12 protein-coding genes are annotated in these 12,049 nt (G+C 72.6%); 4 read left to right on the forward strand and 8 right to left on the reverse strand.

The features are described 5' to 3' along the window. Positions 1-105 precede the first annotated feature (105 nt). A complete protein-coding gene (locus AC507J_RS00560; protein WP_496287032.1) occupies positions 106-636 on the reverse strand; it encodes a peptidylprolyl isomerase in 531 nt (176 codons plus the stop codon). 59 nt (positions 637-695) lie between these two features. Between AC507J_RS00560 and AC507J_RS00565 the strand changes: the two genes are divergently transcribed. Next, positions 696-1,511 (forward strand): hypothetical protein, encoded by an 816-nt coding sequence (locus AC507J_RS00565; protein ID WP_496287033.1) that lies wholly within the window; start codon positions 696-698, stop codon positions 1,509-1,511. Positions 1,512-1,632: 121 nt separating this feature from the next. On the opposite strand, the gene AC507J_RS00570 is transcribed toward AC507J_RS00565, so the two are convergent. After that, positions 1,633-4,152, reverse strand: a complete 2,520-nt coding sequence (locus tag AC507J_RS00570; protein ID WP_496287035.1) for an ABC transporter permease — start codon at positions 4,150-4,152, stop codon at positions 1,633-1,635. Beyond that, positions 4,146-4,880 (reverse strand): ABC transporter ATP-binding protein, encoded by a 735-nt coding sequence (locus tag AC507J_RS00575; RefSeq protein WP_496287036.1) that lies wholly within the window; start codon positions 4,878-4,880, stop codon positions 4,146-4,148. Before AC507J_RS00575 ends, AC507J_RS00570 begins: the two co-directional genes overlap by 7 nt. Before the next feature lie 197 nt (positions 4,881-5,077). Here AC507J_RS00575 and AC507J_RS00580 point away from each other — a divergent pair, with 197 nt between their 5' ends. Both AC507J_RS00580 and AC507J_RS00585 read left to right on the forward strand, forming a co-directional pair. Beyond that, on the forward strand, positions 5,078-6,349 hold the full coding sequence (locus AC507J_RS00580; RefSeq protein ID WP_496287037.1) for a sensor histidine kinase: 1,272 nt from the start codon (positions 5,078-5,080) through the stop codon (positions 6,347-6,349). Further along, entirely contained in the window at positions 6,346-7,014 is a 669-nt protein-coding gene (locus AC507J_RS00585; protein ID WP_496287038.1) for a response regulator, read from the forward strand. Before AC507J_RS00580 ends, AC507J_RS00585 begins: the two co-directional genes overlap by 4 nt. A gap of 6 nt (positions 7,015-7,020) precedes the next feature. Here AC507J_RS00585 and AC507J_RS00590 read toward each other — a convergent pair whose 3' ends face one another. The 5 genes from AC507J_RS00590 to AC507J_RS00610 all read right to left on the reverse strand — a co-directional run bounded on the left by AC507J_RS00590 (position 7,021) and on the right by AC507J_RS00610 (position 11,716). Continuing rightward, a complete protein-coding gene (locus tag AC507J_RS00590; RefSeq protein WP_496287039.1) occupies positions 7,021-7,671 on the reverse strand; it encodes a 2'-5' RNA ligase family protein in 651 nt (216 codons plus the stop codon). A gap of 37 nt (positions 7,672-7,708) precedes the next feature. Further along, positions 7,709-8,206, reverse strand: a complete 498-nt coding sequence (locus tag AC507J_RS00595) for a hypothetical protein (protein WP_496287041.1) — start codon at positions 8,204-8,206, stop codon at positions 7,709-7,711. Positions 8,207-8,306: 100 nt separating this feature from the next. Beyond that, positions 8,307-9,584 (reverse strand): MFS transporter, encoded by a 1,278-nt coding sequence (locus AC507J_RS00600; protein WP_496287042.1) that lies wholly within the window; start codon positions 9,582-9,584, stop codon positions 8,307-8,309. 77 nt (positions 9,585-9,661) lie between these two features. Then, positions 9,662-10,111, reverse strand: a complete 450-nt coding sequence (locus tag AC507J_RS00605; protein WP_341718679.1) for a MarR family winged helix-turn-helix transcriptional regulator — start codon at positions 10,109-10,111, stop codon at positions 9,662-9,664. A 126-nt stretch (positions 10,112-10,237) separates the two neighbouring features. Continuing rightward, positions 10,238-11,716 carry an NCS2 family permease gene (locus AC507J_RS00610; protein ID WP_496287044.1) on the reverse strand — a complete coding sequence of 493 codons (1,479 nt, stop codon included), beginning with the start codon at positions 11,714-11,716 and terminating at the stop codon, positions 10,238-10,240. Positions 11,717-11,804: 88 nt separating this feature from the next. Here AC507J_RS00610 and AC507J_RS00615 point away from each other — a divergent pair, with 88 nt between their 5' ends. After that, positions 11,805-12,047: a DUF2530 domain-containing protein gene (locus AC507J_RS00615; RefSeq protein WP_496287045.1), complete on the forward strand. Its 243-nt coding sequence runs from the start codon at positions 11,805-11,807 to the stop codon at positions 12,045-12,047. The last annotated feature ends 2 nt before the right edge of the window (positions 12,048-12,049 follow it).

Genomic DNA, 12,049 nt, shown 5'->3' on the forward strand with positions numbered 1-12,049 from the left:
GCTCAGTCATGCGAGCAAAGGTACCTCGCGCCACCGATCAGGTGACATCGCCGTACCCCGACCGCCGTGCCCAGGCCCGGCCGGCGGAAGGGGCTCCGGCGCGGGTCAGGCGGACTGGCGCTCGATCTCGACGCGCTCGATGACGACGTCCTGAAGCGGCCGGTCGCTCGGGCCGGTCGGGGTGTTGGCGATCGTGTCGACGACCTTCGCGGACTGCTCGTCGGCCACCTGCCCGAAGATGGTGTGCCGGTTGTTCAGGTGCGGCGTCGGCGAGACGGTGATGAAGAACTGCGAGCCGTTGGTGCCGGGCCCGGCGTTCGCCATCGCCAGCAGGTACGGCCGGTCGAAGCGCAGCTCGGGGTGGAACTCGTCGGCGAAGGTGTAGCCCGGGCCGCCGCGACCGGTGCCGGTCGGGTCGCCCATCTGGACCATGAACCCGCTGATCACCCGGTGCGAGATGGTGCCGTTGTAGTAGGGGCCGCTGCCCGGCTGGCCGGTCCGCGGGTCGGTGTACTCGCGGGTGCCCTCGGCCAACTCGACGAAGTTGCGGACGGTCTTCGGTGCGTGGTTGGGGAAGAGCTCCAGCCGGATCGGGCCGGCGTTGGTGTGCAGGGTGGCGTAGACAGCCTCGGCCACGGGTACTCCTCACTCGTTGGTCAGTTCCATGCGGATCCTCCCATGTGCCCGATCTGGACATGCGGAGGCATCCGAAGGTGGAGGATGAGACAGAGCTACTCCCAGGAGGTGGGACCGTGTTTGGAATCGGGCGGCGCAAGACTGAGGGGCAACTGGCCCGGGCCGAACTGAACCGTGGCATCGATCACCTGCGACTGGCCGCCACGCATGCGGCGAAGGGTGCCGGCGCGACGGTCGGCCCGCGGGTCCACGCGGCCCGGGGTGCGGTTGCGCCGGCCGCCGTGGTGGTCCGGGACCGGGCGTCGAGCGGTTTCGCGACGACGACCGCCGCGCTCGCACCGCTGGCCGTGGCCGTGCGCCAGGCGCGGATCGAGGCGGCCGGCAAGGCCGTCGTCGGGAAGGCCGCCGCCAAGCAGGCCGCGGTCACCAGGAAGGCGAAGAAGATGAGGACGAAGAAGAAGTCCCGCCGCAACGGGCTCACCATGGCCGGTCTGCTCGCCGCGGGCACGGTGGCCGGGTTGGCCGGCGCGATTGCCCTGCGGCGCTACCGGGAGCAGCAGGTGTGGAGCGAGTACGACACGACCGCGTCGCTGGAGCCGATGCGCGAGGAGGTGGAGACCATCGAGGTGCGTACGGCCGGTCCGGCCAGCGGCAGCAAGGCGTCGGTCGCGGCGACCGGAGCGGGTAGCTCGACGGTGACCGGTGGCGACAGCGCCTCCACCACTCCCCCGGCGACCACCCCCGGCGGCAAGGTCACCCCGAACAGCAAGGTCCCCTCGGTGGCCGAGGGCGCCCGCACCACAAGTGGCCGCCCCGCCGACAACATCGACAAGGCCCTGAACAAGTCCACCAACAACTCCAACACCCGCGCCTAACATCCCCCAACCCACCCACCCCACCCCGCCCCACCCACCCACCCACCCACCCGCCCCACCTCCCTGATCCGCCGTCGATCTTGCACTTTCGGTCCGGGCAAAAGCCCCGACAGCTGACATTTCAGCGACCAGAAGTGCAAGATCGACGGGGTGGGCGGCGTGGGCGGAGGGCGGGCAGGGCGGAGAGAGTGGGGAGGGTGGAGAGGGCGGGGAGGGTGCTGGCGAGGACGGCCAGGGTCAGGCAGAGGGTCACCACTGCGGTTGCAGCGGGCCAGGGCATGACCAGGTCGATGTCCGCACCGGCCTGCTCGGCCAGTGCGCCGAGCGAGCCGAGCAGTGCCAGCAGGGCCGCCACCCCGCCGAGCAGCGCGCCGATCGCCACCACAAGTGCCGACTCGGCCGCCACGGCGAGCAGCACCTGACGGCGGGTCGCGCCAGCCAGTCGCAGCAACCGCAGATCCCGGCCCCGCGTCACGGTGGCCAGTGCCAGCGTGCTGGCCACCGCGAGCGCGCCGTACCCGGCGGAGACGCCGACCATGAGCAGCGTCGCCAGCCACACCAGCCGATCCTCCTCTGCGTCGGCGCGAGCCGCGTACGTGGCGACGTCCACCACCTCCGCCCCGGGTGGCGTCTGCTGCGGCGGCGGTCCGGTCAGCAGCATCGCCGAGGCGAGCACGGACGGGTCCCGTTGCCGCAGCAGGCTGCGGTCCAGCAGCAGGTCACCGGGGAAGCCGCCGTCGGCGACCAGCGCGACCACCCGCAGCCGGGCCGGCTCACCGTCGGCGAAGGTCACCGGCACTATCTCCCCGGTCGACCAGCCGAACCGGTCCGCCGTGGCGCGGGTGATCGCCATCGTGTCCGGTTCGGTGAGGGCGGCGGGGGCGCCGGAGAGCACCGACAGCCGAGCCGCCACCGAGTCGAGCCGCGCCGCGTCGGTGCCGACGGCGGTGAGCACCGTGTCGGCCGCGTACGCCTCGGTGGTCAGCAGCGCCGCACCGGCCACGCTGGCCAGCGCCGCGTCGGTCAGCCCCGGCGTGCCGGCCGGCATCAGCACCGCTCCGGCCCGGACGGACGCCTCCCGGGCGGCGGCGTACGCGCCGGTGGTGGTCTGCACGTAGCCGAAGATGAAGAGCGCGAAGGTGACGGTCAGCAGCACCGGCGCGGCGGTGGCGGCGGTCCGGCGCGTCGCCGCCCCGGCGCTGCCCCGGACAACCTCGCCGAGCACGCCGGGCAGCACCCGACCGAGCACCCGGACCAGCAGCGGTACCACCGCCGGCGCGAGCAGGGCCATCGCCGCGACCAGGGCCATCGTGCCGAGCAGCGCGGCCGTCGCCAGGTCGGCCAGGTCGTCGGTGGCGAGCGCGGCCAGGCCGGCGACCCCGGTGGCGGCCACCGCCGCCGATCCCGCGACCCAACGGGTGCGGCTCATCGGCCGCTGCTCCACCTCGGCGGTACGCAGGGCCTCCAGCGGTCGGACCCGGCCGGCGCGGCGGGCTGCGGCACCCGCGCCGAGCAGCGCCACCAGCGGACCCACTCCGAGTCCCGCGAGCAGCGGCCAGGCCTGCCACCTGACCTCGAAGCCGGGCGGCTGGAAACCGGCGTCGACAAGCAGGGCACCGACCGGTACGGCGACCGCCGCCCCGAGCAGCACGCCGCCCAACGCCGCCGGCACCCCGACGATGAGCGCCTCCCGGTAGACCGTCCGGCGTATCTGGCTGGGCGTCGCGCCGACCGCGCGAAGCAGCCCGAGTTCCCGCCGTCGTTGGTTGACCGTGAACGCGAAGGTGGCACCGACCACGAAGACGCAGGCGAAGGTGGCCAACGCGGACACCCCGGTGAGTACCTGCATGCCGATCCACCGGGTGCGGGCGTCGGCCCGAGGTTCGAGCAGTCCCCGCTCCGCGCCGGCCAGCACCGTGCCGGCAGCACCCACCACGTCGCCCACCGCGTCGACGTCCGGCTTCCCGAGCAGGCCGATCGCGCGTACCCCGGGCGCCAGCCGGCGGGCGGTGGCGTCCGAGACGTAGAGCGCCATGGCGTCGACCAGGCCGCTGACGGTCCAGCTCGCCGGTCCGGTCGCGGTGAGCACGGTGAGTTCGCCCCCGACCGGTACGCCCAGTGCCCGGTCCACGACGACCTCACGCTCGTGCACTGGCGGGGCACCGGCGACGAGCCGGTACGGCGCCAGCGCGGCGCTCGCCCAGCCCTGGCCCTCGGTCAGCCCGCCGACCGCGTGTCCGTCGCGTACCGGCTGGGCGTAGAAGGTGTGGTCCGGCACCACCGCCGTCACCCCGTCCAGCGGCGCCAGTCGCCGGACCAGGTCGGCGGTCTGGGCGGCGGACCACGGCCGGGGCTCGGCGAACGGGATGGCCGGGGTGCTCAGGTCGGGGCCGCGTACCACGACCGCCGCGTCGGCGAAGCGGTCCGGCACGCGCGGCGTACCGGAGGCGAAGAGCAGCAGACTCGCCGCCACGATCGCGGTGCCGAGCAGCACCGGCACGACGCCACCGAGCCGTTCCCGGGTCAGCCCGGAGGCGGCCCGACGCAGCCCGGAGGCGGCCCGACGCCCTCCGGCCCGCACGGGGGTGGCCCGGCGCAGCAGCGTCAGCCCGGCGGCCGCCCGGCGGCGTCGGGTCAGCACGTCGGCTCCAGCGCCGCCAGCCGCCCGACGATCGACTCGGCGCTCACACCGGTGAGCCGGTCGACCAGCCGGCCGTCGGCGAGCACCACGATCTCGTCGGCGCCGGCCGCCGCCAACGGGTCGTGGGTGACCATGACGACGGTCTGCCCGTGCTCGTCCACGAGCCGCCGGAGCAGGTCGAGCACCTGCCGGGAGGCCCGGCTGTCCAGTGCGCCGGTCGGCTCGTCGGCGAAGAGTACGGCGGGCCGGTTGAACAGTGCGCGGGCGATCGCCACCCGCTGCTGCTGGCCGCCGGAGAGTTCGCTCGGCCGGTGGCTGGCCCGGTCGGCGAGACCCACCTCGGCGAGCGCGGCGGTGATCTCCACGGGGCTCGGGCGGCGGCCGGCCAGTCGGGCGGGCAGGGCCACGTTCTGTGCGGCGCTCAGCGCGGAGACCAGGTTGAACTCCTGGAACACGAAGCCGATCCGGTCCCGACGCAGCCGGGTCAGGCTCGTCTCGTCCAGGCTGCCCAGGTCGATGCCGGCGATGGTGACCCGGCCCCCGCTGGGCTGCTCCAGCCCGGCCGCACAGTGCAGCAGGGTCGACTTGCCGGAGCCGGAGGGGCCCATGATCGCGGTGAAGGTGGCCGGTGGGAAGTCGACCGTGATCCCGTCCAGAGCATGCACCCGGCGTGCGCCGGTGCCGTACACCATCCGCAGGTCGCGGAGGGAAACCGTGGCTGTCGTCATGACTGACACGATCGTCGCGACCGGCGCGGAAAGCGTCCGGCCGGGATGGACAGATCGACGTCCCACCCGAGGTTGATCCGGCGGTCCCGGTCCGACCCGGGAACGTCCGACCAGGGTCGGACGCGGGCCGGTCCGACCAGGGAACGTCCGACCCTGGTCGGACGCGGGCCGGTGGAGCGGACACTACTGTCGATGCCGTGACCACCGTCGCGCCGCCGCCGTGGCTGCGCCACCTCAGCCGCAGCGGCCTCTTCCTGGCCGAGCTGCTGCTGGCCGCTGTGGTCACCGCGATCGGCTGGTACGCGGCGCTGGAGGTCCCGCTCCCGCCGGCCGGCGGCCTGCACGAGCCGCCCTGGCAGTCGGCGCTGGCCGGGCTGGCTCTCGGCGTACCGGTGGCGCTGCGCCGGTGGTACCCGTGGGCCGCCACGGCCGTGGTACTGGTCGTGGTGACGTTCACCCTCGCCACCGGCATCATCCCGGATTACGCGGTGGCGGCACCGTTGGTCGCGCTGGGGGCGGTGCTCTACTCGGTCGCCGTGACCGAGCCGACCCGTCACTCCGCTGCCGCCCTCGCCGGGTGTGTCGTGGTGACCACGGTCGCCGTCCTGTCGGTGGCCCGGTCGCCGTTCGACCCGGGCTCGCCCTTCGCAAACGGCGAGTCGTACGGCTGGATGGGCGTGGTCTTCGTCGCGCTGGTGCTCGGCGCCGCGTGGGCGGTCGGCTGGACGGTACGGGAGCGCCGCGCCTGGGCCGGCCGGGTCGCCGAGCGGGTGACCGAGCGGGCGGTTCAGGAGGAGCGGCTGCGGATCGCCCGCGAGGTGCACGACATCGTCGCGCACGGCATGGGCCTGATCGCGGTGCAGGCGGCGATCGGCAATCACGTCGCCGAGCAGCGCCCGCAGCAGGCTCGGGAGTCGCTGCAGGTCATCGAGTCCACCAGTCGCGGCGCCTTGGCCGAGCTGCGCCGGGTGCTCGGCACGCTACGTCCGGAGCCGGCGCTCGAACCCGTGCCGGGGCTGGCCGACCTGCCGGAGCTGGTGGAGCGGACCCGGTCGGCGGGGGTGCCGGTGGAGTTGGCCGTGCACGGCACGGGTACCCCGCCGGAGGGCGTCGGGCTGTCGGTGTTCCGGATCGTGCAGGAGTCCCTGACCAACGTGGTGAAGCACGCGGGTCCGGCGCGCTGCCGGGTCGACGTGGTGCTCGATCCGGCAGAGGTACGCGTCGAGGTACGCGACGACGGCCGGCAGCCCACCCACCAACCGGTGCGACGCTCCCCGGCCCCGGCACGACCCGGCCCGCGTCCGGCACCGGAACCGGCACGATCCGGTCAGGACCCGGCACGACCCGGCCAGGGCCTGGTGGGCATGCGCGAGCGGGTGGCCCTCTACCGGGGCGACTTCCGCGCTGGCCCGGACGACGCGGGCGGCTGGACGGTCCGGGCCACCCTTCCGCTCGGGCGGACCGGATGACCCCGGTACGGGTGCTGGTCGCCGACGACCAGGCCCTGCTGCGGGCAAGTTTCCGGCTGTTGATCGACCACACCGAGGGGTTGACCGCGGTCGGTGAGGCCGGCACCGGCGCCGAGGCGGTCGCGCTGGCCCGCCGGGAGCGCCCGGACGTCGTACTGATGGACGTCCGGATGCCCAGGATGGACGGCATCGAGGCGACCCGGCACATCTGCGGGTCGCCGGAGACGGCCGCGACCCGGGTGCTCATCCTGACCATGTTCGACCTGGACGAGTACGTCTACGGTGCGTTGCGGGCCGGGGCGAGCGGCTTCCTGCTCAAGGACACCGCGCCGACCGACCTGGTCGCCGCGATCCGGGTGGTCTCCGGCGGCGAGGCGCTGCTCGCCCCGAGCGTGACCCGGCGGCTCATCGCCGAGTTCACCCGCCGCCCCCACCCGGGACAGGCCCCCTCCGGGGCGCTCGATCTGATCACCCAGCGCGAGCGTGAGGTGCTTACCCTCATCGGACGCGGCCTCTCCAACACGGAGATCGCCGAGCAGTTGTATCTGAGCATGGCCACGGTCAAGACCCACGTCGGCCGGCTGTTGACCAAGCTGCACGCCCGGGACCGGGCCCAGCTGGTGGTGGCCGCGTACGAGAGCGGGCTGGTCGTACCCGCCGGCTGACCAGGGTCAGAGCGGCCAGGCGGCGAGCCGGTGATAGCTTGCCGGCGGCCCGGGTCGGCTCTGCACCAGCACCAGCTCACCGGCCGGCCAGGGCGGGCCGAGGTAGCCGTCGAGCGTGGCGAGGTCGGCTTCGAGGTCGGCGTGCGGCATCCGGTCACCGGGGCGGGCGATGGTCAGGTGCGGCCGGAACGGCCGGTCGTCGCCGGCCACCCCCACCGTGACCAGGGCGGCACGGACGACGCCGGCCAGCGCCAGCAGGCGATCGACGTCGCCGCGTACGTCGACCCAGAGCACGGTGCTGCGGCCCCAGCCGAACCGGCCGCCGCCGCCCAGCCGCAGCACGGCGGGGCGGTCCCAAGCCGTGGCCACGGCGGGGCGGTCCCGAGCCGTGGCCACGGCGAGGCGGTCCCGAGCCGTGGCCACGGCGAGGCGGTCCCGAGCCGTGGCCACGGCGAGCCCGAGAGCCTGTCGCACGGCGGCCACCCGGGCGGGGTCGACCTCACCGAGAAAGGCGAGCGTGAGATGGGCGCGGGCCGGTTCCACCAGCCGGACGTTCGTTCCGGCGGTCGCGGCTGCGGCCACCCGCAACCCGGCCACCTGGGCGGTCAGGTGCTCGATCGCTTCGGCCGGTGGGTAGACGGCGGTGAAGAGTCGCACCCGAAACAGGATCGCAGTCGAGGGAGGATGACGCTGGCTAGGGACGTGGCTCGTGTTGCCCGGGTCTGGTCGCCGGCAGGCGCAGGCCGGCGGCGTCCAGCTCGCCCTCGACCCGGACCCGTTCGATCTGCCGGTCGACGCCGGCCAGCTCGGCCAGGTGCTCGGTGATGCCGAGCGCCCGGCAGGCCAGCCGGAGCCGGTCGTCGTAGGCGTCGAGCACGCTGCTGTGCCACACCGTCGCCGGGCCGCCTCCACCGCCCCGCTCCCGGCGCAGGCAGCGCAGGTCGGCGGCGACCTGTTCCAGGGGACGCCGGTCGGCCCGGTCCAGGGCGGCGAGGTCGTGCTGGTCCGCCTCCACCGCCTGGTTCAGCCGGGCGATCAGTCGTCGCTCCCGCCGCCGCTGCCGCCACTCGGCGGATCGGCAGATGAGGCGGTCCACCACCTCGTCCGCGCAGACCACGAGCGCGATCAGCACGGGCAGGAGCACCACGGCGGCCAGCGCCAGGGCGAGCATCAGCAAGCGTAGGACCTCCACCCACCGAAGCTATGCCGCAGCGCACCGTGACGTAACCGATTTTCCCGATCCCGCCCCGCAGGCCCCGCTGATGTGCTCAGCGGGGGCCGGCCGGTCCCGCTTAGAGCGGGGTGACGTAGAAGCGGGGCATCGGCAGCACCCGGAACCGCAGCCGGGCACCGTCGCGGCGGAGCTGCCAGGCCAGCGCCAACAGCGCGGTGGCCAGGGAGATCAGGCCACCGGCCCAGATGCTGGTGCCGGCACCGAAGGTCTCCGCGACCCAGCCGATGATCGGCGCTCCGACCGGGTTGGTGCCGAGGAACACCAGCACCCACAGCGCCATCACCCGTCCCCGGAACGCGGCGTCGGTGCCGAGCTGGACCCGCTGGTTGGCCGCCTGGGCGAAGTAGACCATGAAGAAGCCGGTCGGCGGCAACAGCACCACGACCATCCAGTACGCGGGCGCGAGCCCGACGAGCGTGCCGAAGACCGCACAGCCGATCGCGGCACCGAGCACCAACCAGACCGAGGGGCGGCTCCGCCGCCCGGTACCGGCCAGCGCACCGATCAGCGCGCCGACCGCGAGCGTCGTACTGAACAGGCCGAACGAGGCGGCACCGGTGTTGAACACGGTCTTGGCCAGCGCCGCCAGGGTGAGCTGGAAGTTGAACAGCGACATCCCGATCACCGACATCACCACCATCGGCAGCAGCAGGTCGGGGCGGCGGCCGACGTAGCGCAGCCCGTCCAGCACGGTCGCCGCTGCTCGCTCGCCGAGCGGCGGCAACGGCTCCCGGTACAGCTCGGCCGGGCGCATTTGGATCACCGTCGCCAGGGGTGCGATCGAGCTGATCGCGGTGAACAGGAAGACTGGGCCGACGTCGAAGGCGGCGATGGCGAGTCCCGCGACCGCCGGGCCGACGATCCGGGCCGAGTTGAACACGGCCGCGTTGAGGGAGAGCGCGTTGGGCAGCAACCGGGTGCCGACCAGTTCGGAGACGAACGCCTGCCGCACCGGCGTCTCCACCGCGTTGGCCACGCCGAGCAGGGCGGCGAAGACGAAGACGTGCCAGAGCCGGACCATGCCGGTGAGCACGAGCACGCTCATTGCCAGCGACAGCACGGTCCAGAAGGCGTTGGCGACGAAGAGGAGCATCCGCTTGTCGTACCGGTCGGCGAGCCTGCCGGAGATCAGCGTGAGCAGCAGGACGGGGGTGAACTGAAGGGCGACGACCACGCCGAGCGCGGTGGCCGAGTCGCCGGAGAGCTCGAGAACCAGCCAGTCCTGGGCGATGAACATCATCCAGACGCCGAGCAGCTTGATCAGCTGCCCGGAGGCGAATAGCCGATAATTGCGGACCTGTAGGGACTGGAACATCGTGCTGAGCCGTGCCTGCACTCTCGGTGCGCCTCCTCGCGGTCGTACGCGTCGTCAACGACGGACGGCGCGGCGCGGGGCACACCAGGTGTGCGGCGTCAGGCGCGGGAGATTCGCTGGAGGATCTCCGCTGCGTGGTGCAGGGTCTCCCGGTCGACGTCGTTCAGCTCGGCCAGCCTGCGGGCCAGCCATTCGTCCCGGACCCGCTCGAACTGGTCGAGCACGGCCCGGCCCCCCTCGGTCACCGCGAGGATGACCTGCCGGCCGTCGGTCGGGTGAGGGCTGCGCTGCACGAGGCCGCGTTCCTCCAGCTTGGCGACGATCTTGGTCATCGTCGGTGGCTGCACCCGTTCGACGTCGGCGAGTTCCCGCGGCGTGAGCGCGCCCCCCAGCCGGATGCTGGTGAGCGCGGACAACTGGGTGACCGTCAGGTCACCGACCGGTCGGGCCTGGCGGACCCGCCGGTTCAGCCGGGTGATCGCATCACGCAGCTGATGGGCCAGCTGCGCCGGTGGCATGCTCTGAGCCGTCACCGTCCGCTCCGTCACGATAGTTAGCCTAACTAATTTTATGGCCCAGCCGCAGCCGATATGACCATGCTCACGCGGTGTCCTGGCTGCCCGGGCGGGCGCGCGGAAGCCACTCGACGTGGATCTGCGCGCCCGGCCAGAAGATCAGAACAGCAGCGCCTCGATCGGGCCGCGCAGGAAGTACACCACGAAGAGCCCGGCCACCCCGTACAGCAGCGGATGGATCTCGCGGAACCGGCCCTTGGCCAGCTTGACCACCACGTACACGATCAGACCCGCACCGATGCCGTTGGAGATCGAGTAGGTGAAGGGCATCAGCACGATGGTGAGGAACGCCGGGATGGCGATCTCGTAGTCGGACCAGTCGATTGCGCGTACCGCGGTCATCATCAGGAAGCCGACCACCACCAGCGCGACGGACGCCGCCTCGAACGGCACGATCACCACCAGCGGCGCCAGGAACATGGCCAGCAGGAACAGCACGCCGGTGACCAGGTTAGCCACCCCGGTCCGGGCCCCCTCCGCGACACCGGCGGCACTCTCGATGTACGAGGTGTTGCTGGAGACGCTTGCCGCACCACCGGCCGCGGCACCGATCGAGTCGACAAGCAGAATCTCCTTCGCCCGGGGCGGGGTGCCCTGCTCGTCGAGCATGCCGCCCTCCTGGCCGACGGCCACCATCGTGCCCATCGTGTCGAAGAAGTCGGTGATGAGCAGGGTGAAGATGAACATCAACACGACCAGCCAGCCGGCCTTCTCCCACGAGCCCAGCACGTTGAACTTGCCGAGCAGCGACAGGTCCGGTACGTCGAACGGGTTGGTCGGCAGCGTCGGGACGTTGAGCGACCACCCCTTCGGGTTCGGTACGCCGTTTGCCACCGACGGGCCGATGTTGCCGACCGCCTCTACAAGCATCGCCAGCACCGTCGAACCGAGGATGCCGAGCAGAATCGCGCCCTTGACCCGGCGTACCACAAGCACCAGGGTCAGCAGCAGGCCCAGCACGAAGACCAGCGTCGGCCAGCTGACCAGCCGACCACCGATGCCCAGGCCGAGCGGGACGGTGGTGTTCGCCTCATCCGGAAGCCGACGGACGAAGCCCGCGTCCACCAGGCCGATGATGGTCAGGAAGAGGCCGATGCCGACGCCGATGGCCGTCTTCATCTGCGTCGGCACCGAGCGGAACACGGCGGTACGCAGGCCGGTCAGCACCAGGATCGCGATGATCACGCCCTCGATGACCACCAGACCCATCGCGTCGGCCCAGGTCATCTCCGGCGCGATCTCGTACGCCACCAGGGCGTTGATGCCCAGGCCTGCGGCGAGCGCCAGCGGGAACCGGGCGACCGCGCCCATCAGGATGGTCATCAGACCGGCGACCAGGGCGGTGGCGGCGGCGATCGCCGGGATCGGCAGGCTGTTGCCCTCGGCGTCGACGGCACTGCCGAGGATCAGCGGGTTGAGCACCACGATGTACGCCATCGTGAAGAAGGTGGCCAGGCCACCGCGCACCTCCCGGCTCATCGTCGAGCCTCGGGCGGTGACCTCGAAGTACCTGTCGAAGCGGCTGACCGGCCGACTGGGGTCGGGGGGTGTGTCGTTCTCGGGCGGCGCTACTGCCATCGGGATCCTCGCAGCGAATGATCAGGTCGTCGGGCGCATCGTCGCAGATGACCGGCGTACGGCAAAGCCGATCGCGTACCCTGGCCGGGTGCCGAAGCAGCCGCCCCGACCCGAGCCGCTCGACCCGCCGATGGTGCCGTTCGCGCTCGCCGGGATGGCCGCCTGGGCGGTCGTCGGCCTGGTGTTGCTGCTCTTCCGCGACCGGTTGGCCGACAGCGGCCACGAGAACTGGCTCTGGATCTGCCTGGCCGGTTTCCTGTGGGGGTTCCCCGGTCTCGCCGTGATGATGCGCCACGACGCGAACCGGCGGCGTCGCCGCGCCGCCCGCTGACC

The sequence above is a fragment of the Micromonospora sp. PRAS1 genome (genome assembly GCF_059553435.1).

Excerpts from the sequence above, each read along its gene's own strand:
- AC507J_RS00575 (WP_496287036.1), bottom strand. The coding sequence starts at position 4,880 with ATGACGACAGCCACGGTTTCCCTCCGCGACCTGCGGATGGTGTACGGC.
- AC507J_RS00585 (WP_496287038.1), top strand. The coding sequence starts at position 6,346 with ATGACCCCGGTACGGGTGCTGGTCGCCGACGACCAGGCCCTGCTGCGG.
- AC507J_RS00610 (WP_496287044.1), bottom strand. The coding sequence starts at position 11,716 with ATGGCAGTAGCGCCGCCCGAGAACGACACACCCCCCGACCCCAGTCGG.
- AC507J_RS00565 (WP_496287033.1), top strand. The coding sequence starts at position 696 with ATGCGGAGGCATCCGAAGGTGGAGGATGAGACAGAGCTACTCCCAGGA.